Here is a 22,223-nt window from a genome sequence, read left to right as displayed (position 1 = left end):
CTGGAAGCGGTCTACTCCCCGTCGCCCGGCGTCGTAAATTCTTTCGCACGCAGCTTGTGCGCGATCCTGTCGAGCACGCCATTGACGACCTTCGGCTCGTCGCCCTCGAAGAACGCCTTCGCGATGTTGATGTACTCGTTGATGATCACGCGTGCGGGCACGTCGCTGCGCTCGAGCGTCTCGAATACGCCCGCGCGGAGGATCGCACGCAGGATCGAGTCGACGCGCACCAGCCGCCAGCCGGTCCGAAGCTGCTGGTCCACCAGCGGATCGATCTCGCGCTGTCTACGCACCACGCCCTTCACGACGTCCGCGAAGAACGTCGCGTCCGCGCCCTCGAGGCTCGTCATGCTGTCGGCATCAGGCTCTGGCTCGGGCGCGCCTTCCGGCGGCGAAGGCGGCGGCGAGTTGAACTGCTCGATCACCTCGCCGGCATCGGTGCCCGCCAGATCCATCTGGTAGAGCGCCTGCACGGCAGCCATGCGCGAAACCGTGCGCGGTTTCGGACCATCGCCGGTAGATTTCTTTCTGCGGGGAGCGCTGCTCATGATGCGCGCTGCCTGAATGTCTGCGCGAGCCAGATGAGCCGGAGGCACGCCCGCGCCGCATCGCCGCCCTTGCCCTCCGCACCGCCACGCGCGCGCGCAAGTGCCTGCGCTTCCGTGTCGACGGTCAGCACGCCGTTGCCGACGGGAATGTCGTGCTGGATCGCCGTTTCCATCAGCCAATGATTGGTGTTGTTGCACACGATGTCGTAGTGCGACGTCTCTCCGCGGATCACGCAGCCGAGCACGATGGCGCCTGCATAGACGGGCTTCGCCCCGCCCGTGAACAGACCCGCCGAAACAGCCTGGCGGAATGCCTGCGGAATTTCGAGCGCACCCGGCACCGGAACACGGTCGTAGCCAACGCCCGCCGCATCGAGCACCGCCCGCGCGCCGGCAACCAGCTCGTTCGTCACTTCCTGATAGTAGGGCGCCTCGATGATGAGGATGCGCGCGGAGCCACCGGAATGCAGCTCCATCTCGATACGTTTGCGATTATCGTCTTTGACCATTTCAACTACTCGATTGCCCGCGTGCCGACGATGCGCAGCCCATAGGCCTCGAGGCCGACGTACACGTCGTCCGGCGCATTGGTGAGCAGCACCATGTCGGCAACGCCGAGCTCCCTCAAAATCTGCGAGCCGACGCCGATCTCTACCTGCCGGCGTCCGCGTGCAGCCTTCTCTCCCGCATCGGCCTTGGACCGGCGGCCAACCCATTCCGAAACGCTCTTCGGACCGAGATCGCGGATCAGCACGATCACGCCGCGCCCCTCGCGCTCGATGGCGCGGATGGACTTCGCGACGGCGCCATGATCCCCCGCGATGCCCAGAAGATCGCCGAGCACGTTCACGGCATGAACACGCACGAGCACAGGCCCGCCAGAGGGACTGATGTCGCCCTTCACCAGCGCCAGATGCTCGACCGGCTCGACCGTCGTCGTGAACACGCGGAGATCGAACGTGCCGCCAAGTGACGTGTCCACCTGCGTGCGCGCGACCTGCTTCACCAGCCGGTCGTGCTTCAGCCGGTAGGCGATGAGATCCTCGATGGTGCCGATCTTGAGACCGTGCCGCTGTGCGAACGGAATGAGATCCGGCATCCGCGCCATGGTGCCGTCTTCGTTCATGATCTCGCAGATCACCGCCGCCGGATAGAGACCGGCGAGACGTGCGAGATCGACGGATGCTTCCGTATGACCCGCGCGGATCAGCACGCCGCCCTCGCGCGCGACGAGCGGAAACACATGCCCTGGCGAAACGAGATCGTTGGCGCCCTTGGTGGCATCGATCGCCGTCGCGATCGTACGCGCGCGATCATGCGCCGAGATGCCCGTCGAAACGCCTTCGCGTGCTTCGATCGATTGCGTGAAGGCCGTGCGCTCGCGCGCCGCCTTGGTCCGCACCATGAACTCGAGCCCGAGCTCCTGCGCCCTGGTCTGCATCAGCGTGAGGCAGATGAGGCCGCGGCCGTGCTTGGCCATGAAGTTGACGGCATCCGGCGTCGCCATCTGCGCGGGGATCACGAGATCGCCCTCGTTCTCGCGATGCTCCGCGTCAACGAGGATGACCATGCGCCCGTTCAGCATGTCCTCCACGATCTCCGCGGTGGACGACAGGAAGCCGGCAATTTCCGACTGCGTAATTTTACCGAGACCGGTGCTCACACCCGAAACTCCATGATCCGCGCCACATAGCGCGCAAAGAGGTCGATCTCCACGTTGACCTCGTCGCCGGGCTTTTTGCGCCCCCACGTCGTCTCGGTCAAGGTCACGGGGATCAGATTGACGCCGAAGCGGTTTCCGCTCACCTCGTTAACGGTGAGGGAGGTCCCGTCAAGTGCAATCGAGCCTTTCGGCGCCGCATAGGGCGCAAGCGCCTGGGGCAGCTCGATGAGCACGCGAATGCTCTCTCCATCGGCCCGCATGTCGATAATCTGGCCCACGCCGTCCACGTGACCCGAGACGATATGTCCGCCGAGTTCGTCGCCCGCCTTGAGGGCACGCTCCAGATTGATCCGCCGGCCCACTTGCCAGCTCCCGAGCGTGGTCTTGGACAGCGTCTCGTTGGAGACGTCGACCGTGAAGGCCGAGCCCGCGCCATCGGCCCGCAGCGTCACCACCGAAAGGCAGCAGCCGTCGCAGGCGATCGATGCGCCGAGCGCGATGCCGTCGGCCGCATACCGCGAGCGGATCGCGAAGCGTCCGCCTTCCCGGCCGATCAGCTCGCCGACGTCCGTGATAATTCCCGTAAACACTCTAACGCTCCCCGCTCATGAGCGCGGCGTCCGCACCCGGAGGACCGACATCGTGTCGGCCCCCACCCGGCGCCGCCGCGCGAGATCGAGATCTAGCCCCGGAGCGAGACGCGCGGCAAGCTCCACGGCCGGCACCTCGGCCTCGCCTGATCCCGCTTGAAACAGAACGACCTCGTCCGCGAGCTTTTCCTGCGAAAATGCCTTCCAGATTGCAGCTCCACCTTCGACGAGCAGCCGTGTGATCCCCTCGTCCGACAGCAATCCCAGCACATCGCGCGGCGCGATCCCATGACCTGAGACAGGAAGACGGAAAATCCTCGCACCCGCCGCTTCGAGCTCTCCCGCGCGTGCCGGATCGGCATCCTCACCCGCGACGATCCACAGCGGCACGCTTCGCGCCGTACGCACGAGCTTGGCGCCGGCAGACAAGCCGAGCGAGCGCGAGAGCACCACGCGGACCGGTGAGCGCTCCGCAAGCCCCGGCAGACGGCATGTAAGGTCGGGATCGTCATCGCGAACCGTCTGGCCGCCGACCAGAATGGCATCGCAAGCCGCGCGTAAATAATGCCCCTGCGCCCGCGCCTCCGGTCCCGTGACGAACAGGGCCTTCCCATCGGCGCCGCGTGGCACAGCACCCGCGGCCGACAAGGCCATCTTGAGCTGCACGAAGGGGCGCCGCTCCGTGATGCGGAGAATATGCCCCAGCGTCGCCCAGCGCGCCTCCTCGCCCCTCAAACCGGTTTCAACCGCAATGCCGGCATCCCTGAGACGCTGGATGCCGTGTCCTTTCGTGCGCGGGTCCGGATCGCCGACGCCGATGACGACGCGACGGATGCCGCCCGCAACCACGGCATCCGCGCAGGGTGGCGTCTTTCCGTGGTGCGCGCACGGCTCGAGCGTCACGTAGAGCGTGGCATCGCGGGCACGCGCTCCCGCGCGGCGCAACGCTTCCGTCTCCGCGTGTGGCCGCCCGCCTGGCTGCGTGACGCCGCGTGCAATCAGCTCACCCGTGCTCTCATCCGCGATCACCGCGCCCACCGAAGGGTTGGGCGCAGTCGTGCCGAGCCCCCGCCGCGCGAGCGTGAGCGCGATGTCCATCATGTGCTGATCGAACGGCGAAAAATCCACGGCGACTGCCTGCTGCCTAACTGCCCACTAGTGCTTCTTCGCCGCCCGATGCGCATCATCGGGGCCATCGTCGCGCGCGATCTCGCCGAGCACTTCCTGGAAATCGGCGGCCTCACGGAAATCGCGATAGACGGAAGCGAAACGCACGTAGGCCACGGGATCGAGCGCGCGAAGACCGTCCATGACGAACGTGCCGATGGTCGAGGACGGAATCTCCGTCTCACCGGTGCTTTCGAGCTGGCGCACGATTCCCGACACCATGCGGTCGATGCGCTCGCTCTCGATCGGCCGCTTCCTCAGTGCCACCTCGACCGACTTCAACAGCTTGTCGCGATCGAACGGAACCTTGCGTCCCGACCGCTTGACGACGGTCAGCTCGCGAAGCTGCACGCGCTCGAACGTGGTGAAGCGGCCGCCGCAATCCGGGCACACGCGGCGGCGGCGGATGGCGGCGTTCTCCTCCGTCGGCCGGCTGTCCTTCACCTGCGTCTCCTCGCAGGAGCAATACGGACAACGCATGTCTGGCGGTCTCCTGAAATGAAAGGCGCCGGAGCGAACCGCTCCGGCGCCTTCTTCTAGTGCAAGTCCCGCCGCATTGAAACGGCTCCTTCACATCTCCCGCTGAGAGAGACGAAAGGCGGAGATCAGTAGATCGGGAAGCGCTTGCAGAGCGCCGTGGCCTCGGCCTTGATCTTCTCCTCGACGGCGCCGTTGCCGGCTTCGCCGTTCTTGGCGAGCCCCTCCAGGACCTCGGCAATCATGCGGCCGATGTCGCGGAACTCCGCTTCGCCGAAGCCGCGGGTCGTGCCGGCCGGTGCGCCGAGACGGATGCCCGAGGTGACCATCGGCTTCTCGGGATCGAACGGAACACCGTTCTTGTTGCAGGTGATGTGCGCGCGGCCCATCGACTTCTCCGAGATGTTGCCCGTGAGCTTCTTCGGACGCAGGTCGACGAGGATGAGGTGCGTATCGGTGCCGCCCGAGACGAGCGCGAAGCCGGCGTTGACGAGAACCTCGCCCATCGCCTTAGCGTTGACGATCACCTGCTTCGCATAGGCCTTGAACTCCGGCGTCAGGATCTCGCCGAACGCCACAGCCTTGCCGGCGATGACATGCATCAGCGGACCGCCCTGGATGCCGGGGAAGATGGCCGAGTTGACCTTCTTCGCGATGTCCTCGTCGTTGGTGAGGATCATGCCACCGCGCGGACCGCGCAGCGTCTTGTGGGTGGTCGTGGTGACGACGTGAGCGTGCGGGAACGGCGAGGGATGCTCACCGGCAGCGACGAGGCCCGCGAAGTGCGCCATGTCCACCATGAGGTGCGCGCCGACCTCGTCCGCGATCGAGCGGAACGCGGCGAAGTCGAACTGGCGCGGATAGGCGGAGCCGCCCGCGATGATGATGCGCGGCTTCTCGGCCTTGGCGATCTCGCGCACCTTGTTCATGTCGATGCGGTGCGTTTCGGGCTCGACCTGATAGTGCACCGCCTTGAACCACTTGCCCGACTGGTTGACCGTCGCGCCGTGCGTGAGGTGGCCGCCGTGAGCCAGGTTGAGGCCGAGGATGGTGTCACCCGGCTTGGCGAGCGCGTTGAACACGCCCTGGTTGGCCTGCGAGCCGGAGTTCGGCTGCACGTTCGCGAAGCCGCAGCCGAAGATCTTCTTGGCGCGCTCGATCGCCAGGTCCTCGACGATGTCCACGTACTGGCAGCCGCCATAGTAGCGCTTGCCCGGATAGCCTTCGGCGTACTTGTTGGTCAGCACGCTGCCCGCGGCCTCGAGCACCGCCTTGGAGACGATGTTCTCGGAGGCGATGAGCTCGATCTCGTGCTGCTGGCGCCCCAGCTCCTTGTCGATCGCCGACGCGACTTCCGGATCGGTCTCGGCAAGATGAGATTTGAAGAAGCGGGCGGTGTTCGACATGACGTTTCCTCGTGGTGTCGGCTGAGATTTTGATGGGGAGGGTGGCGATAGCACTGAATTCATTTACGAAATCGGAGAACCGTTGCAGCCAGCTCCTTGTATGACGAAAGTACAATGGTGCCACGGCAAACGCTCGCGAATGCCCTTACCATGCGTCAAGCGAAAGCAACAAGGAAGTCTCCGTCGCACCCACCGGCGATGTGCAGCGCAACAGGGATTTCTGTGAAGATCTTCGCAAGATAGGCAAAAGCAAACGGGCGGCGACAAAGCTGCCACCGCCCGCAAGCCATGAAAAAATATTTACTCGGCAGCAAGCTTGCCCGTCTTGCCCACGGCTGCAGGGCACGCGGCCCAAAGCATGCGCAGGGCTTCCGTAAGCTCGTCCATCTGCGCATCGGTGTGATGCGGGCCGGGCGTAAGGCGAATGCGCTCCGTTCCGCGCGGAACGGTCGGATAGTTGATCGGCTGCACGTAGATGCCATGCGTCTCGAGAAGACGGTCGGTCACCTCTTTGCAGTGAACCGGGTCGCCGATAAGCACGGGCACGATATGGCTCTGGTTCTGGAACACCGGGAGCCCCGCGGCCAGAAGGCGGGTCTTGAGCGCCTTCGCGCGCTCCTGGTGACGGGCCCGCTCGAGCGAGCTGCTCTTGAGATGCCGGATGCTGGCGAGTGCGCCGGCCGCGATGGCCGGAGCCAGCGAAGTGGTGAAGATGAAGCCGGGTGCGAACGAGCGGATCGCATCGCAGAGATCCCGCGTGCCGGCGATATAGCCGCCCATCACGCCGAAGCCCTTGGCCAGCGTGCCGTTGACGATGTCGACGCGGTGCATGACGTTGTCACGCTCCGCGATGCCGCCGCCGCGCGGGCCGTACATGCCGACGGCGTGCACCTCGTCGAGATAGGTCAGCGCGCCGTATTTCTCGGCGAGATCGCAGATCGCACCGATCGGAGCGATGTGTCCGTCCATCGAATACACGCTCTCGAAGGCGATGATCTTCGGCGTGCCGGCCGGAACCTGTTTCAGCTTTGCTTCGAGATCGGCCACGTCGTTGTGGCGGAAGATGCGCTTCTCGCTGCCGCCGTGACGGATGCCTTCGATCATCGAAGCGTGATTCTTTTCGTCGGAGAAGATCACGCAGCCCGGCAGCAGCTTGGCCAGCGTCGAGAGCGCGGCCTCGTTGGCGACGTAGGCCGAGGTGAACAGCAGCGCCTGCTCCTTGCCATGGAGATCGGCGATCTCATGCTCGAGCTCGACGTGATAATGGGTGGTACCGGAGATGTTGCGTGTGCCGCCCGAACCGGCGCCAACCGAGTCGATCGCCTCGTGCATGGCCGCCACCACCTTGGGGTGCTGGCCCATGCCGAGATAGTCGTTGGAGCACCACACGACGATCGGCTTGGTGCCCGCGCTCGTCACATGTTCAGCAGCAGGAAACGCACCTCGGCGGCGCTTCACATCGGCGAAAACCCGGTAGCGACCTTCCCGCCTGATCGCATCGAGTGATGCCTTGAAGTGCCTCGCATAGTCCACCATCGACGTTTCCTCGAACCTTTGTTCGTCAGAACTGCCGCTGTATGTAACGGCAGACTGCCTTTTAGGCTAGCATCCCTCGGATAGTGTTACATTGCAACCGTTCTAATGTCGCGGCAACCCCAGCTTTTTCGGCTGTTCGGGGAAACAATGGGCCGGGATTTGGAGCCCCGTCGCCCCCCTGGGAAACCATAAGCGTGCCGTGCATCCTGATTGAGGCATGGCAGGCTCGATCGCATTGACATCGGTCAAGTTGCTCAGCCCCATCGGCCTCGCGGCGAACAGGTCGCACCCGCGCGGTGAGAGCCCGCTTCTCAATAGGAAGTCGCGATCTCCGCCACGCCGTCCCGGCTATAGAGATCGCGGCGGAACTGGATGACCCCGTCCTCGGTCGCCCAGGCGGTGATGTACACGAAATGCAGCGGCACGGGAGTAGCGAGCCGCACATCCTTGCGCTCGCCGGTCTGCTTCATCGCAGCGATCTTGTCCTCGTCCCAGCCGTCGTTCTGCCCGAGCAGCCAGTAAGCGAGCCGCTCGATGTTGTGGACGCGAATGCATCCCGAGCTTGCTGCTCGGAAATTGCGGCCGAACAGACCCTCCGACGGACTGTCGTGCATGTAGACCGACTCGCCTGAGGCGAAGTTGATCTTCACGAACCCGAGCGGGTTGTCCTTTCCGGGCGGCTGCCGGTACGAGTACGACTTCGGTGCCGACGAGTTCCAGTCGATCTTCTCCGGATCGACCTTCTTGCCGTTCCCGTCGTAGGCCTCGATGCCCGTTTTGACGAGCACGTTCTTGCCCTCGGCCTGCATCTCGCGGCCCTGGGGAATGAGATCCTTCTGGATCACCGTCGGCGGAAGGCGCCAGATCGGATTGAAATTCATCTCCGTGATCGTCGAGCGCAGGAGCGGCGTCGGCCGGTCCACCTTGCCGACGACGCCAGTGTGGCGCGTGATCACGCGATTGAGCGCAACGGCTTCCACCTGCGCGGCCGGAATGTTGACCACGACATACTTGCGCTGCGGCTTGACCACCTGGGTCAGCTCCGCGAGCCGCTTGAGGTTGGTCTCGAGCTGCTTGAGCCTGTCCTCGGCCGAAACGTTGAGCGCGGCGATCGTCGGCTTGTCGAGCCGGCCGTTTGGCGTAAGTCCGTTCGTTGCCTGATAGGCCTTGAGCGCCTCCACCAGCTTTCCGTCGAGCGTCTCGCCGCCAGCCTGATCCGCGGGCAACTCGCCTGAGACGATCAGGCGGTCACGCAGCTCCACGATCGCAAAATGCTGCTCGTCCGGCTTGACCACGGCATCGGGCACAGGCTTCCACCCGCCTGCCGCAACGATCTCCTTGTAGCGCGCGATAGCGGCTTTGGTGGCCTCGATGTTGGCTGGGGAGAGAGTGGGAAGGCCCGCGGGCGGATTGCGCTCGAACTCCTTCAGCGCTTCACGCTCCGTCGTCGGATCGCTCGCACTGCTCCCGCTTCCGCTCACGGGTCCGAACGAGAGCCAGTTGTCGTTGGCACGAGCAGGTGCGGTCAAAGATGCGGCCGCCAAAGCTCCGAGCATCAATCCCGTGCCGAGCTTGAACGATATCGCCATGGAGCCCCCCGCCAGAAATCGCCCATCTCCTGTTGCGTGGGCGCCGCCTTCAGCACATCGACTCGACCGTGCGCAAACCTGCCTGTGCCGGAAAGCACGCGCCATCGACCCCGACCTGCGCATGCTTTGATACGGAAACAGGATAACGCCGTTTTGCCGGGACAATTACATGATCCGGACCGGACAAAAAGCCCCCGGCGCCGGGCTGCATTCGACGTGGTGCGGGCCTGCCACAAGTAGGAACCCCTACCCGCCCGGGACGTCCGCCGTCTGAGTGCTAGGCCGGAAATCCAGCCGTCCCCAGAGTCCCTCACCCCCAGGTCACGATGCAGGGGGCTCTTATCCTTGATAAATCCCCACGGAGGGCCGCGCACCGCGGAGCCGCCCGCACAAGCGCCCACCCATTTTCTGCGGGTCGAGCCCGGGCACCTCTACATCCGCACGAACACCTCTGGAATGTGGACATCGCCCCGGATCCAGCTGTGATCCGATCGGGCTGCGCCACGCCGCCCGGTCCATCATCGCCCCGCGATTCGGTTGCGCGCCCCTCCGCAAACGACAAAGGGGCACGCCCCCGCGCACCCCCTTGCCACCGATCCAGCACGTGCCCGCCCCCAAGGCACGCGTCGTGAGACTAGAGGCGGAAACGGATCTGATCCGTCCAGAACCTCTCGAGGCGGCCCAGCGCCTTGTTGAGGCCCTTGAGCTCCTCGCCCGAAACCTGCGCCACCGTCTCGACCGAGCCGAGCTGGCGCTGATAGAGGCGATGAACCACTTCCGAGGCCTGGCGGCCCTTGGCCGAAAGCGAGACGCGCACGCTGCGCTTGTCGCTCTCGCTGCGCTCGTAGTCGATGTAGCCCATCTCGACGAGCTTCTTGAGATTGTACGAGACGTTCGAGCCCATGTAGTAGCCGCGGCTCTTGAGCTCGCCGGCTGTCAGCTCGTTATCGCCCATATTGTACAGAAGGAGCGCCTGCACGGCGTTGAGGTCCGAGCTGCCGTTGCGGTCAAACTCGTCCTTGATGACATCGAGCAGCAAGCGATGCAGTCTCTCGATGAGATGGAGGCTCTGAACGTACTCCGAACGAAGAGTAGGATCCTGATCCACGGGCGCTCGCTGGCGCCCCGCGTTGAGTGCGGTGCTCATATTACCCTGCCTTACTAACCTGTTTGACGCGACCGGTTTTCCGGTTCTCAGTGCAGGCTAAGCGAGACCGATAAAAATTAGCTCAATTGATGCGGTAAATAGCAGGTAAATCTCAGCCTCAACACGAGGCGACGTCTATGCGGATCACAGCGACAAGCTTCGCCGTCACCCCGACGGAGGTCGGGGTCGAGACAGGTGGGCGCATAGCCGGCGTCAAGGGGCTGAATCTACAAAACGCGCTTTCACGCGCGCGCCTTCTGCATGTCCTCGCGCGTCGGCAATGCAAGATCCCGCGCACCGAGCGGCGCGAAGTACGCCGCCACCATGGCATCCGTTACGTCCTCGAGCCGCGCCGGAGTCCAGCGCGGCGCTCCGTCCTTGTCGATCAGCGCTGCACGCACGCCCTCGTAGAAATCGCCGTTGGCTTCGAGAAAACGCGTCGCGATCCGATAGTCGGCCCGGAGCGTCTCCCTGAGATCGCGCGCCTTGCTGTCGCGGATATGCCGGTGCGTGACCTTGAGCGCGAGCGGCGAGCGATGGCGGAGATTGGCGACAAGCTCTCCCGCCCAATCGCGATGAACGCCCTGCACGGCTTCGAGGCGCGCCACGATCTCCTCGACGCTCGGCGCCGAGAAGCAACGGTCGATCAACTCGCGATAGGGCAAAAGCGCGCCCTCACCAGGATCCTTGTGCCGCTCGTCCAGCACCGTATCGACCGGCCAGGTATCCGCGAGCGCCGCCTTGATCGCCTCGAACTCCGCCTGATCGATGCAGTGCGTTACGAGGCCCAGCGCATAGGCGTCCGCCCGCCCGATGCTGCGGCCCGTGAGGCCGAGATAGATGCCCACATGATCCGGCAGGCGCGCGAACACATGGCACACGCCCACGTCCGGAAAGAGCCCGATCAGCGTCTCCGGCATGGCGAAGGAATAGCCCTCCCCCGCGACGCGGTGGGTGCCGTACTGCGAGATCCCCACGCCGCCGCCCATCACCATTCCGTTGATCAAGGGCACCGTGGGCTTCGAAAAGCACTCGCACTGCCAGTTGAGCGAGTATTCGTCGGCGAACGTCTTGAGCCCTGCCTCCATCTCCGCGCGTGCAAGCCCGATCACCTCGCGCACGTCGGAGCCGGACGAGAACGCACGCGGGCTTTCCGACTGAATCGCCACCGCATAGACTTGCGGATCGCGCGCTGCCGCCCACAGCCGTTCTGATAGCTTGGTCCGCATATGCTGTGTCAGCGCGTTGAGCGCCTTGGGACGTGCCAAGGTCACGAGCGCAAGCGAGCCCGTGATTTCGACTTTCAGCGTCTCGTCTGCCGTCTCGGCCATTCCCTCGCCCCGCAGTGAAGCACCCGTTGCCGCACCCAAGCAGCACAAACCCAAAAAATGCGCTCTGCGCCCTACCAAAACGTCCCTGGTCTGCCAATGTGATAAGTGGGGACAGTCGCCTTGTTGAGCCACAATTTGCGGCTATACAGGCTTCCTCGTTGAGATGAAACTGGCTGCATGATTCGCAGCGCGACTTCGCGGCTCGATGCGGAGTCTGGAAATTTCCCGCACGCCTGCAGGTGTTAAAGCTCGCCCGCAGGCATCCGAAGAGCCTCAAGGACGCGCCTATGATGCGGTTTCGGCACGCCGTTGCGATCTTCTCTCTGTGTAGCGCTGGCGCGGCCGTGGCGAACGCGGCCGATCGCTCTATTTCGGGCACTGTGACCAACGCCTTCGAGACGATCGTCATCGACGCCAAGACCGCGGCTGCGAAAGCGACGTCGGCCGCAAAAGACGCGCTCGCGCCGGACAAAACCACGCGTAGCAAAAAGGCACGCAAGGACGGCGAGAAGACGGACACCGCCGGAGCGGACGGCAAATCCTCGAAGTCCGCCGGCAAGAAAAACGCCACCAACGACGACACCAAGCAGGCAGCGGAACCGGCGAAGCAGGACGGTACGCCCGCGGACGCCAACAAAGCCGCAACCGACGGCAAGGGCGCCGCGACAACGGCCAATGGCATCAAGGCGGGCGAGCAGCCTGCCGGAAAAGCAGCCGAGACCGCGCCCAAGAAACCTCTGATCGCCACCGAATGGCCCGCCGTCGATGTCGAGCTGGCCCGCGCCCGCTGCACCCAGCTCCTCAAGGGCGTCGATGCAGTCACCGTCCCCGAAGCGCCCTTCCGCAAGGGCGACTGCGGAACTATGGCTCCCGTGCGCCTCATCTCCATCGGCAAGAACCCGGAGGTCTCGCTTTCACCTCCAGCCGTCGTCACCTGCGACATGGTCGTGGCACTCACCAAATGGATGAAGGACGAGGTCCAGCCCCTCGCCCGCCGCCATCTCGGATCGGAAGTGATCCGCATGGAATCGATGAGCGACTATTCCTGCCGCATGGCCTACGGCCGCATCGGCAACAAGCTCTCCGAGCATGGCAAAGCCAACGCGCTCGACATTCGCGGCTTCACCACGCGCAAAGGCGATCACGCCGTCGTGCTGGCCGACTGGGGCCAGACCAAGCGCGACGTGGAGAAGCAGATCGCCGCGGCGAAGGCGGCCGCAGCCAAGGCGGAAGCCGTGAAGCTCGCCGCCGAGAAGGCGAGCAAGGAGCGCGCCGAAGCGGCCGAGGTCGCGGCCAAGTCCGAGACCACCAACTCGCCGCTTCCGAGAAAGACGCTTATCGAAGGCTTGCCCACCAAGCACCTCGATCCCTCGCTCGCGCTCCCCGCCTCCGTCTCGAAGGAAGGCTTCGGCATGGCCCCGACGCGTCTGGGCGGCCCGAAGAACGCGGTCGAGACCAAGGTCGAGATCAGGCCCATCGAGGATAAGAAACAGAAGGGCGCCAAGAAGGACGCGGCCAAGAAAAAGCAAGGGAACGCCGAGCCGGAGACCACCGCATCGCTCCCGCCGCCCGGCGCCGAGGACCAACCGGCAGTCGCCCCGGCCCCCAAGACGCCCACCAGCAAGTTCCTGCACGAAGCTCACGCCGCCGGCTGCCGCATCTTCGGCACCACTCTCGGTCCCGAGGCCAACGAAGCGCACCGCAACCATTTCCACGTGGACATGGCCGAACGCAAAGTCCGCAAGATCTGCGATTAGCGGGTGCCCGTCCTTAACCGACGGTCTCCCGGGCGCGCCGGTTTACTGATCGCCATTTCGCCCCCTTGCGCGCCGCCCCGCAAGGCGGGATGGTCGCGCCACACTGCCGAAGCGCGCCCGCGTAACGGCTCCAATCTCCGAGGCTTCCGCGTGACCCGTTCCAAAGCACCTTCCGAGCCGACCGCAACTTCTACTCAATCGCTTCCCGCCGCCAGCTATCCGGCCGTCCGGATGCGGCGCAACCGCCGGTCTGGCTGGTCACGCCGCCTCGTCGCCGAGAGCACGCTGAGCCCGGCCGATCTCATCTGGCCCTTGTTCGTGATCGAAGGCGAAGCCAGGCGCGAGCCAGTCGCCTCGATGCCCGGCGTCGAACGCCTCTCCGTCGATCTCGTGGTGGAAGCCGCCCGGACAGCCGCCGGGCTCGGCATTCCCGCCATCGCGCTTTTTCCCAACACCGATGTGAAGCTGCGCACCGACGACGCACGCGAAGCCTTCAACGCCGATAACCTCGTCTGCCGCGCGACGCGGGCCGTGAAGAATGCCGGCATCGACATCGGCATCATTCTCGACGTGGCCCTCGATCCCTATACGATCCACGGCCACGATGGTCTCCTGATCGGCAGCGAGATCGCCAACGACGAGACTGTGGAAGCGCTCATCCGTCAGTCCCTGATTCAGGTCGAGGCGGGCGCCGACATCCTCGCTCCGTCCGACATGATGGACGGCCGCATCGGCGCCATCCGCCAGGCGCTCGAAAGCAACGGCCACCGCAACACGCAGATCATGTCGTATGCCGCGAAGTATGCGAGCGCCTTTTACGGCCCCTTCCGCGATGCCGTCGGCTCAGGAGGTCTCCTCAAGGGCGACAAGCGCACCTACCAGATGGACGCCGCCAACAGCGACGAAGCCATCCGCGAGGTCGCGCTCGATCTCTCCGAAGGCGCGGATATGGTGATGGTGAAGCCTGGTATGCCCTACCTCGACATCGTGAGGCGCGTGTCCGAGACGTTCAAGGTGCCGACCTTCGCCTATCAGGTGTCGGGCGAGTACGCGATGATCATGGCCGCGGCGGAGAAAGGCTATCTCGACGAGGAGAAGGCCATCCTGGAGAGCCTCATGGCCTTCAAGCGCGCGGGCGCATCAGGCGTGTTCACCTATTTTGCCCCGCGCGTCGCGAAGCTTCTGCAGGCGCGCGCAGGCTAAGCACAAGCTCCGGAGCGTTTTCCGACGAAGTGGAGGCCGGTCCGTCGTAAGAAAATGCGACCAGCCAAATACCTAGAGCGTGCGAGCCGAGAGAATTGGATTGCACACTTTAGAAATCCACGTCTCCGCCGAGCGCGCCGTTCGCGCGCCAGGAGAACGGGTGCCCGACTATCTTGCGATAGAGCCACGGCGCCAACGGCAGCACGGCCCAGCCGACGAGATTGGCCACCGCCGCGCCGACCTGCAGCGGACCGAACTCCGCTTCGAGCGCCAGCAAGGCCAGCAGCAGAACGGACAGAACGGCCATAGCGGCCGAAAGTCCGATGTAGAGAACCATGAACGTCGCGTCGTAGGCGATCGAACGGTTATCGGTCATTGGAGGCTCCGATGTCTCGAATGACAACCTGAGTGCATCCGCAGAACGGAGCACCGCGAAATCAGAAGCGCAGCATCGGCGCCCACGCTAACGAGCCTCCGCGGATTCTGCCGTTCCACCAGGAACAGATGTGCAAAATCCACGTCGCTCGCAGCGAATTTGATTGCACAAAGAATGATGTAGGACAAAGATTCGCGATACCCCAAACCGCAATTGAACCGCGCTGGCGCTGCACTTAACGGCGCATGTGAGTCATGATCGACACAGCTCGCGTCTCTGGGAGCAGATCGAGAGAAGAAAGGCGCACGCCGCAGTCAAAAAAAAACGTCACCCCGATGAAGATCGGGGCCCAGACATGTCTCGAGCAGGGCACGTTTCATCCCAGGGCCGCGTGTCTCATCCTCCACCAACTCCATGGCCGGGCTCGACCCGGACATCCAGGGGGCGCGTCCTCCGCGTTCCGGCAAGCTGCCTCGGATGGCTGAGTTTTGGGGTCGGCAAAATCCGCTGCAGTAACGTCATGCCGGCGAAGGCCGGCACCCACGACACGTTTCGAACGGGATGCGCTTCCGGTTCGTTGAACCCGCGGAGGCTCGCGTGGATCCCGACCTGCGTCGGGATGACGTCGAAGAACGGCGTACGGCGCAATCAAAAAACAACGTCACCCCGATGAAGATCGGGGTCCAGACATGTCTCCAGCAGGGCACGTTTCAGCCCTGGCCGCGTGTCCCATCTTCCACCAACCCCATGGCCGGGCTCGACCCGGACATCCAGGGGGCGCGTCCTCCGCGTTCCGGCAAGCTGCCTCGGATGGCTGAGTTTTGGGGTCGGCAAAATCCGCTGCAGTAACGTCATGCCGGCGAAGGCCGGCACCCACGACACGTTTCGAACGGGATGCGCTTCCGGTTCGTTGAACCCGCGGAGGCTCGCGTGGATCCCGACCTGCGTCGGGATGACGTTAGGTTTGGCGGATCCGGGTTGAACCCAATCCTCAGGCTATCAATTGGAATGACACCGAGGTTTCGGTGGTTCGTGTCCACATAACTAACGTCTCGCCGGCGTCGCGGCGAAGCCGTGCTCCAGATACGGCTGAAGCTAGCGCCGCACGCGACGGCGCTGCATGTCGGCGGGCTCTTCCTCGGGGCCGAGCGAGTCGATCTCGCCTTGTGGAATGTCGGCTCCCACCGCAGGCGGCGCCTGCTGCGCAACCGCGTTGCGCGGCTTCTGGCAATCGGTCAGCCACACGTCGAACACCGGATGCTCGACGGCGTTGAGCCCCGGGCTCTGCGCGAACATCCAGCCCGAGAAGATCCGCTTCTCCTTCCCGTCGAGCTGCACCTCGTCGACCTCGACGAACGAGGTGGTCTTCGGCTGCTCCGTGGCCGGGCGCGAGTAGCAGACCCGCGGCGTCACCTTGAGCGCGCCAAACTGCACCGTCTCGTTGATCGGCACTTCCAGCGTCTTGATGGTCGCCGTCACTTTGTCGAGGGCCGAAAACACGGCAAGGCGATTATCGAGCCGTTCGGCCGCCCCGGCCGCGATGCCGCCCGCCCCGATCGCGAGCAGCGCCGAGAGAGCGCACGCGCCTGCGCGAACTGCTCCCGTCGTGCTGAGGCTGGAATCTGGCCGCCGGCCGGTCATGCGAGCTTCGTCCTGTTTCGTGTCTGGCGCGGACTGGTCCGCTCTGGGGCGCGCAATCCCGCGCCTCCACTCATCTGCGACGCAACGATGGCGCGCACAAGGCTTACCGCCCGCATTGGATGGCGGGCGCGAGCGCAGATCGCCTCACTCGGGGCGCCAGGGCTTGTAGTCGCCGGTAGCACGGGCTCGATGCCCCGTGCCGAGAATCGAACCGGCCGGCCGATAGGCCCCAGGCGTCCCGGTCATGTTGGGTTGATGCGGCTTCTCCCAGGGCTTCGGCGTATAGCGCTCCTCGGTAGGAGGGGTATCGACGGTATAATGGAGCCAGCCATGCCACTCCGGCGGCACCTTCGACGGGTCGGCGAGCTTGGTGTACGTCACCCAGCGCCGCAGCCGGCCGAGCGGGCCTTCGGGCCCCACGCCCTTGAGCTGCTCATAATAGCGGTTGCCGAACGAGTCGCTGCCCACATACCTGCCCTGCCGGGCGATCGTCAGCCGCGTGCCCCAGGTATTGCCGCCCCACCAGCTGAAGATCTCGCTGAAAATCCCCATTCCAAATCGCCTCCGCGCTGTATGTCACCGGATTAGCGCGTGAGCCGCGGGAGCGCCAGTGCGCATTCTCTCTCGCACCACCCGCCGGCCCTGAACGCTGCCCGCCGAAAAAGCCACTATCACCTCCCGCGACCGGGTCTCTTGACGAAGATCGTCCCGCATAAGTTGCTGACACAGCTTTTGCGGCAGATTTACAACAGACTCCCTGATACCCGTCTGAACCCGACTCGGATTATCGTTTGATCAGCGTTCGGCGATGCCAGGTTTTTGGGCTTTTACACACGCCTGTTTTTCAGGCATCCGGCTCCAAGCCCGCATTTTCCGGCCATCTCGGCTGTCAATCCCCAACTTGCCAACAGCCACTAGATATAGTCGCAGTTGCCGCTGCGACCACAAAATCTAGTTCTCTCCATTTGTTTCCCGCGCCCCGAATCGCATACGGTCTTGCCATGCCGCCGCCACGTTTCACTCGGCCGCGGCAGTCGCTCTCCACGTTTCGTTTCTTGGCGTTCCCCACAATCCGAGCACCCATTCTCGGCCGTCGCGCTTCATGTGTCGCAGCGGCCGCGGGGGAAGTGTGTGCCGGCTTCTGAGGACGCCGAGACGTGTGGATGAGGACACACGACGAGGTTCAAGGGCCGACGGCACAAGGGGGAACTATGAAAATTACGCGGCGCTTCACTCAGGCTGGAAAGTCTCCCTACGAGACGATCGAATTCCGCCGCGCCACATCCGAGATCAAGAACCCCGACGGCTCCGTCGTCTTCCGTCTCGAAGGCTTCGAGGTGCCCGAGGATTGGAGCCAGGTCGCCGCCGACATCCTCGCTCAGAAGTATTTCCGCAAGGCCGGCGTGCCCCGCCGCCTGAAGAAGGTCGAAGAGACGCAAATCCCGTCCTGGCTCTGGCGCTCTGTGCCCGACGAGCGCGCGCTCGCTGTCCTCCCCGAGAAGGAGCGCTTCGGCGGCGAGACCGACGCCCGCCAGGTTTTCGATCGTCTCGCCGGCACCTGGACCTACTGGGGCTGGAAGGGCGGCTACTTCACCACCGAGGACGACGCCCGCGCCTTCTACGACGAGCACCGCTACATGCTCGCCCGCCAGATGGGCGCGCCGAACTCGCCGCAGTGGTTCAACACCGGCCTGCACTGGGCTTATGGCATCGACGGCCCGAGCCAGGGTCACTTCTACGTGGACTTCGAGACCGGCAAGCTCACCGTCTCAGCCTCTTCTTATGAGCACCCCCAGCCGCACGCCTGCTTCATCCAGTCCGTGAACGACGATCTCGTGAACGAGAACGGCATCATGGACCTTTGGGTGCGCGAGGCGCGCCTCTTCAAGTATGGCTCGGGCACCGGCTCCAACTTCTCGAGCCTGCGCGGCGCGAACGAGAAGCTGTCGGGTGGCGGTCGCTCGTCGGGCCTCATGAGCTTCCTCAAGATCGGCGATCGCGCCGCCGGCGCCATCAAGTCGGGCGGCACCACGCGCCGCGCCGCCAAGATGGTTGTGGTCGACGTCGATCATCCGGACATTGAGGAGTACATCGGCTGGAAGGTGCGCGAGGAGCAGAAGGTCGCCGCCCTCGTCACCGGCTCGCGCATCTGCCAGAAACGCCTCAAGGCAATCATGAAGGCGTGCGTCAACTGCGAGCGCGAGAGCGGCGCGGTGGACGGCAGCCACGATGAGCGTTGCTTCGACCCCGCCAAGAACCCGGCCTTGAAGCGCGCCATCAAGGAAGCACGCCGCGACGACGTGCCGATGAACTACGTCCTGCGCGTCATCCAGTTCGCGCGCCAGGGCTACAAGGACATCGAGTTCGACATCTACGATACCGATTGGGACAGCGAGGCCTACCTCACCGTCTCCGGCCAGAACTCCAACAACTCGGTGCGCGTCACCGACGAGTTCCTGCGCGCCGTCGAGGGTGACGGCACCTGGAACCTGACCTCACGCACCACCAACAAAACGGTGAAGACGATCCGCGCCCGCGATCTCTGGGAGCAGATTGGCCACGCCGCCTGGGCCTCCGCCGATCCGGGCATTCAGTTCCACACCACCATCAACGACTGGCACACCTGCCCGCAGTCGGGACCGATCCGCGCGTCGAACCCGTGCTCCGAGTACATGTTCCTCGACGACACGGCCTGCAACCTGGCGTCGCTGAACCTGCTCACCTACCGCAAGGCCGACAAGAGCTTCGACATCGAAGCCTTCGAGCACGCCTGCCGCCTCTGGACCATCGTGCTCGAGGTCTCGGTGCTGATGGCGCAGTTCCCCTCGCGCCAAATCGCGGAGCTCTCCTATCGCTACCGCACGCTGGGTCTCGGCTTCGCCAACATCGGCGGCCTGCTCATGGCCTCCGGCATCCCCTACGACTCGGCGGCCGGCCGCGCGATCTGCGGCGCCATCTCGGCGCTGATGACCGGCATCTCCTACGCCACCTCGGCCGAGATGGCGGGCGAGCTGGGTCCGTTCCCAGGCTTCGAGCCGAACCGCACCGACATGCTGCGCGTGATGCGCAACCATCGCCGCGCGGCTTACGGCCATAGCGAAGGCTACGAGCAGCTCTCCATCGCACCGGTGCCGCTCGATGCCGGCAACTGCCCCGAGCAGCCGCTCGTCGAAGCTGCCCGCAACGCTTGGGATCTCGCCATCGACCTTGGCGAGAAGTGGGGCTACCGCAACGCGCAGGCAACGGTGATCGCGCCAACCGGCACCATCGGCCTGGTCATGGACTGCGACACCACGGGCATCGAGCCGGACTTCGCTCTTGTGAAGTTCAAGAAGCTCGCAGGCGGCGGATACTTCAAGATCATCAACCGCGCGGTTCCCGAGGCCCTGCGTGCCCTCGGCTACCGTGAGAGCGAGATCGCGGAGATCGCAGCCTACGCGGTCGGCCACGGCTCGCTGGCGCAGGCGCCTGCCATCAACCATGGCTCGCTCGCGGCCCGCGGCTTCACGCCGGAGGCCATCAAGAAGATCGAGGCGGGCCTCGGCACCGCCTTCGACATCAAGTTCGTGTTCAACCGCTGGACGCTCGGCGACGACTTCCTCACCGGCACGCTGAACGTTCCGGCGGCGAAGCTCGACGAGCCGTCCTTCGATCTCCTGGCCTACCTTGGGTTCTCCAAGAAGGACATCGAGGCGGCGAACGAGCACGTCTGCGGCGCGATGACCCTGGAAGGCGCTCCGTACGTCAAGCCCGAGCACCTCCCGGTGTTCGATTGCGCTAGCCCCTGCGGCCGCAAGGGCAAACGCTACCTCTCGGTCGACAGCCACATCCACATGATGGCGGCCTCGCAGCCCTTCATCTCGGGTGCGATCTCGAAGACCATCAACATGCCGAACGAGGCGACGGTTGAGGACTGCAAGGCGAGCTACCAGCTCTCCTGGCGTCTCGCGCTCAAGGCCAACGCGCTCTATCGCGACGGCTCCAAGCTCTCGCAGCCTCTCAACGCGCAGGTGCTGGGCGACGATGTCGACGAGCAGGACGACGCTGCCGAGCAGATGACCGCGGACAAGCCGCAGGTTCAGCGCATCATGGCCGCGGCCGAGAAGCTCGCGAAGCGCGTCACCGAGCTCGAGAGCGAGCTGAAGTTCGCGAACGACCGCGCGAACGTCCGCGAGCGGGCCAAGATGCCGGGCCGCCGCAAGGGCTACACCCAGAAGGCCTCCGTCGGCGGCCACAAGGTGTACCTGCGCACCGGCGAGTACGATGACGGCGCGCTCGGCGAGATTTTCATCGACATGCACAAGGAGGGCGCCGCCTTCCGCTCGTTGATGAACAACTTCGCCATCGCCATCTCGCTCGGTCTGCAGTACGGCGTGCCGCTTGAGGAGTATGTGGAGGCCTTCACCTTCACGCGCTTCGAGCCCGCGGGCCTCGTGCAGGGCAACGAGACCATCAAGAACGCCACCTCCATCCTCGACTACATCTTCCGCGAGCTTGCGGTCTCCTATCTGGGACGCAACGACCTCGCACACGTCGATCCGCGCGAGATCGTGGGCGAGACCGGCCTCGGCTCCTCCGACGAGGAGACCGACGAGCAGCTCGACCTCGACCTGCCGGAGAGCGTGACCAAGGTCGTGTCGAAGGGCTTCATGCGCGGCAACTTGCGCCTCGCCTCGGGCGGACGCGGCCATCACCACGAGACCGAGACGTCGCTCTCGTCGCTCCAGCGTGATCTCGCCCCCTCCTATCCGATCTCGGAAGGTGCGACCGCGCTCTATGCCTCGGAGGGCGCCACGGCGCTCAAGTCCGACACGGAGGTGATGTTCCACCGCACGACGGTTTCCGAGACGAAGGTCGTGAAGGCCCGCACCACATCCGATCGCGTCGCCGAGGCGCGCCTCAGAGGCTACGAGGGCGTCTCGTGCCCCGAGTGCGCGAACTTCACGATGGTGCGAAACGGCACCTGCCTGAAATGTGACACCTGCGGCTCGACGAGCGGCTGCTCGTGACGAATGACGAGGGCGGGTCCGAAAGGTCCCGCCCTTTTTCGTTTCAAGAAGAAAAGCCGGCCGAGGGAAGGAACACAGAGGACATCGCAACACGAACACCGAGAGGCCTGCCTTGACGCCTGCCACTCCTTTCGAGCTTCTCGAGCTCCCCGATGGCCGCTGGTACGTGGCCCGGCCCGCCGCGATGGCCGGCATGACCCTCGTCGCAGGCTCGTTCGCCAGATTGGAGACAGCGGGAGAGGACACATCAGCGCCAGCGCAGCCTTACGCCGATCCCGTGGGCGTCTACGCCTCCAGAGACGAGGCAGAGCGCGCCATCGTCCGCTCCGCGCCAGCACCCGGCGGCCCGCTCGCTCCCTTCGCGCAATGGATGTGTCGCGATTGAAAGGCTGACTTTTGGCAGCAAATAAAGGTGCATAGCCAATTGCGCCGCTATTCCCCGTTCCCCACATAATCCACAACCGGCAGACGCCCGCGCCTGTGGATCGGGCCATCGCGCAACAGACAGTGACGGCAAAAAGCGCAAGATGGCCAAAGGCGTGCGGGGCGCGTCAGGCGTCCGACCGCATGTCTTCGTGACGGCGGCCTGCGCAGGAAGGCTCCGAATACGCTGACGGTCATGACCACCGCTTCGGACCCCATCAGCCTGAAGCGTCGATCATCGGCCGTACTGCAGACGTAGAAACTCACTGTGCAGCGCACAGACGGTTTGTCGAAACGCAAAGCCGTCCTGGGCGTTCAAGCGTTACGTTGAGGAGAAAGCCGGAGAAGAAGCAGGAAGAC

19 protein-coding genes are annotated in these 22,223 nt (G+C 64.6%); 5 read left to right on the top strand and 14 right to left on the bottom strand.

Going from position 1 to position 22,223, the window contains the following annotated elements; genetic code table 11:
* Positions 1-11: 11 nt before the first annotated feature.
* From nusB to PE058_RS09325, 11 genes are all read right to left on the bottom strand, one after another.
* Positions 12-548: a transcription antitermination factor NusB gene (nusB, locus tag PE058_RS09375; RefSeq protein ID WP_040498516.1), complete on the bottom strand. Its 537-nt coding sequence runs from the start codon at positions 546-548 to the stop codon at positions 12-14.
* Positions 545-1,057: a 6,7-dimethyl-8-ribityllumazine synthase gene (gene ribH / locus PE058_RS09370; protein WP_020086688.1), complete on the bottom strand. Its 513-nt coding sequence runs from the start codon at positions 1,055-1,057 to the stop codon at positions 545-547. The genes nusB and ribH overlap by 4 nt, the downstream gene beginning before the upstream one ends.
* Before the next feature lie 5 nt (positions 1,058-1,062).
* The gene (gene ribB, locus PE058_RS09365; protein WP_020086689.1) at positions 1,063-2,211 is read right to left on the bottom strand and encodes a 3,4-dihydroxy-2-butanone-4-phosphate synthase; all 1,149 of its coding nucleotides are present in this window, start codon (positions 2,209-2,211) and stop codon (positions 1,063-1,065) included.
* Positions 2,208-2,801 carry a riboflavin synthase gene (locus tag PE058_RS09360; RefSeq protein WP_271030414.1) on the bottom strand — a complete coding sequence of 198 codons (594 nt, stop codon included), beginning with the start codon at positions 2,799-2,801 and terminating at the stop codon, positions 2,208-2,210. Before PE058_RS09360 ends, ribB begins: the two co-directional genes overlap by 4 nt.
* Before the next feature lie 15 nt (positions 2,802-2,816).
* Positions 2,817-3,929 carry a bifunctional diaminohydroxyphosphoribosylaminopyrimidine deaminase/5-amino-6-(5-phosphoribosylamino)uracil reductase RibD gene (gene ribD, locus PE058_RS09355; RefSeq protein ID WP_271030413.1) on the bottom strand — a complete coding sequence of 371 codons (1,113 nt, stop codon included), beginning with the start codon at positions 3,927-3,929 and terminating at the stop codon, positions 2,817-2,819.
* 27 nt (positions 3,930-3,956) lie between these two features.
* Positions 3,957-4,448 (bottom strand): transcriptional regulator NrdR, encoded by a 492-nt coding sequence (gene nrdR / locus PE058_RS09350; protein WP_020086692.1) that lies wholly within the window; start codon positions 4,446-4,448, stop codon positions 3,957-3,959.
* Positions 4,449-4,573: 125 nt separating this feature from the next.
* Positions 4,574-5,851, bottom strand: a complete 1,278-nt coding sequence (glyA, locus tag PE058_RS09345; protein ID WP_020086693.1) for a serine hydroxymethyltransferase — start codon at positions 5,849-5,851, stop codon at positions 4,574-4,576.
* A 300-nt stretch (positions 5,852-6,151) separates the two neighbouring features.
* Positions 6,152-7,387 (bottom strand): 5-aminolevulinate synthase, encoded by a 1,236-nt coding sequence (gene hemA / locus PE058_RS09340; protein WP_020086694.1) that lies wholly within the window; start codon positions 7,385-7,387, stop codon positions 6,152-6,154.
* A gap of 311 nt (positions 7,388-7,698) precedes the next feature.
* Entirely contained in the window at positions 7,699-8,976 is a 1,278-nt protein-coding gene (locus PE058_RS09335) for a L,D-transpeptidase family protein (protein WP_020086695.1), read from the bottom strand.
* A 634-nt stretch (positions 8,977-9,610) separates the two neighbouring features.
* Entirely contained in the window at positions 9,611-10,123 is a 513-nt protein-coding gene (gene ldtR / locus PE058_RS09330; RefSeq protein WP_020086696.1) for a transcriptional regulator LdtR, read from the bottom strand.
* Between the two features lie 242 nt (positions 10,124-10,365).
* Positions 10,366-11,454 (bottom strand): enoyl-CoA hydratase/isomerase family protein, encoded by a 1,089-nt coding sequence (locus tag PE058_RS09325; RefSeq protein WP_271030412.1) that lies wholly within the window; start codon positions 11,452-11,454, stop codon positions 10,366-10,368.
* A gap of 287 nt (positions 11,455-11,741) precedes the next feature.
* On the opposite strand from PE058_RS09325, the gene PE058_RS09320 reads away from it, so the two are divergent.
* Together PE058_RS09320 and hemB are read left to right on the top strand one after the other, a co-directional pair.
* Entirely contained in the window at positions 11,742-13,211 is a 1,470-nt protein-coding gene (locus PE058_RS09320; protein ID WP_271030411.1) for an extensin-like domain-containing protein, read from the top strand.
* A 150-nt stretch (positions 13,212-13,361) separates the two neighbouring features.
* On the top strand, positions 13,362-14,414 hold the full coding sequence (gene hemB, locus PE058_RS09315; protein ID WP_271030410.1) for a porphobilinogen synthase: 1,053 nt from the start codon (positions 13,362-13,364) through the stop codon (positions 14,412-14,414).
* 109 nt (positions 14,415-14,523) lie between these two features.
* Here hemB and PE058_RS09310 read toward each other — a convergent pair whose 3' ends face one another.
* On the bottom strand, positions 14,524-14,790 hold the full coding sequence (locus PE058_RS09310) for a hypothetical protein (RefSeq protein ID WP_020086700.1): 267 nt from the start codon (positions 14,788-14,790) through the stop codon (positions 14,524-14,526).
* A 597-nt stretch (positions 14,791-15,387) separates the two neighbouring features.
* Here PE058_RS09310 and PE058_RS09305 point away from each other — a divergent pair.
* Complete coding sequence (locus tag PE058_RS09305) at positions 15,388-15,639, top strand: hypothetical protein (protein WP_271030409.1); 252 nt, start codon at positions 15,388-15,390, stop codon at positions 15,637-15,639.
* A 246-nt stretch (positions 15,640-15,885) separates the two neighbouring features.
* Here the strand turns inward: PE058_RS09305 and PE058_RS09300 are convergent, their stop codons facing one another.
* Together PE058_RS09300 and PE058_RS09295 are read right to left on the bottom strand one after the other, a co-directional pair.
* Complete coding sequence (locus PE058_RS09300; RefSeq protein WP_020086702.1) at positions 15,886-16,431, bottom strand: DUF2155 domain-containing protein; 546 nt, start codon at positions 16,429-16,431, stop codon at positions 15,886-15,888.
* Positions 16,432-16,575: 144 nt separating this feature from the next.
* The gene (locus PE058_RS09295) at positions 16,576-16,983 is read right to left on the bottom strand and encodes an NADH:ubiquinone oxidoreductase subunit NDUFA12 (RefSeq protein ID WP_020086703.1); all 408 of its coding nucleotides are present in this window, start codon (positions 16,981-16,983) and stop codon (positions 16,576-16,578) included.
* 659 nt (positions 16,984-17,642) lie between these two features.
* Here PE058_RS09295 and PE058_RS09290 point away from each other — a divergent pair.
* Positions 17,643-21,440 carry a vitamin B12-dependent ribonucleotide reductase gene (locus PE058_RS09290; RefSeq protein ID WP_020086704.1) on the top strand — a complete coding sequence of 1,266 codons (3,798 nt, stop codon included), beginning with the start codon at positions 17,643-17,645 and terminating at the stop codon, positions 21,438-21,440.
* A 112-nt stretch (positions 21,441-21,552) separates the two neighbouring features.
* Positions 21,553-21,825 (top strand): hypothetical protein, encoded by a 273-nt coding sequence (locus PE058_RS09285; RefSeq protein ID WP_020086705.1) that lies wholly within the window; start codon positions 21,553-21,555, stop codon positions 21,823-21,825.
* The last annotated feature ends 398 nt before the right edge of the window (positions 21,826-22,223 follow it).

The sequence above is a fragment of the Hyphomicrobium sp. DMF-1 genome (genome assembly GCF_027886585.1).
Classification (GTDB): domain Bacteria; phylum Pseudomonadota; class Alphaproteobacteria; order Rhizobiales; family Hyphomicrobiaceae; genus Hyphomicrobium_C; species Hyphomicrobium_C zavarzinii.
Note: the sequence above shows the minus strand (reverse complement) of the source record. Positions and strands in the feature narration are given on the sequence as shown.

Coding starts and splice junctions, on each gene's coding strand:
- nusB (WP_040498516.1), bottom strand. CDS start 548: ATGAGCAGCGCTCCCCGCAGAAAGAAATCTACCGGCGATGGTCCGAAA.
- ribH (WP_020086688.1), bottom strand. CDS start 1,057: ATGGTCAAAGACGATAATCGCAAACGTATCGAGATGGAGCTGCATTCC.
- nrdR (WP_020086692.1), bottom strand. CDS start 4,448: ATGCGTTGTCCGTATTGCTCCTGCGAGGAGACGCAGGTGAAGGACAGC.
- glyA (WP_020086693.1), bottom strand. CDS start 5,851: ATGTCGAACACCGCCCGCTTCTTCAAATCTCATCTTGCCGAGACCGAT.
- hemA (WP_020086694.1), bottom strand. CDS start 7,387: ATGGTGGACTATGCGAGGCACTTCAAGGCATCACTCGATGCGATCAGG.
- PE058_RS09335 (WP_020086695.1), bottom strand. CDS start 8,976: ATGGCGATATCGTTCAAGCTCGGCACGGGATTGATGCTCGGAGCTTTG.
- ldtR (WP_020086696.1), bottom strand. CDS start 10,123: ATGAGCACCGCACTCAACGCGGGGCGCCAGCGAGCGCCCGTGGATCAG.
- PE058_RS09325 (WP_271030412.1), bottom strand. CDS start 11,454: ATGGCCGAGACGGCAGACGAGACGCTGAAAGTCGAAATCACGGGCTCG.
- PE058_RS09320 (WP_271030411.1), top strand. CDS start 11,742: ATGATGCGGTTTCGGCACGCCGTTGCGATCTTCTCTCTGTGTAGCGCT.
- PE058_RS09310 (WP_020086700.1), bottom strand. CDS start 14,790: ATGACCGATAACCGTTCGATCGCCTACGACGCGACGTTCATGGTTCTC.
- PE058_RS09300 (WP_020086702.1), bottom strand. CDS start 16,431: ATGACCGGCCGGCGGCCAGATTCCAGCCTCAGCACGACGGGAGCAGTT.
- PE058_RS09295 (WP_020086703.1), bottom strand. CDS start 16,983: ATGGGGATTTTCAGCGAGATCTTCAGCTGGTGGGGCGGCAATACCTGG.
- PE058_RS09290 (WP_020086704.1), top strand. CDS start 17,643: ATGAAAATTACGCGGCGCTTCACTCAGGCTGGAAAGTCTCCCTACGAG.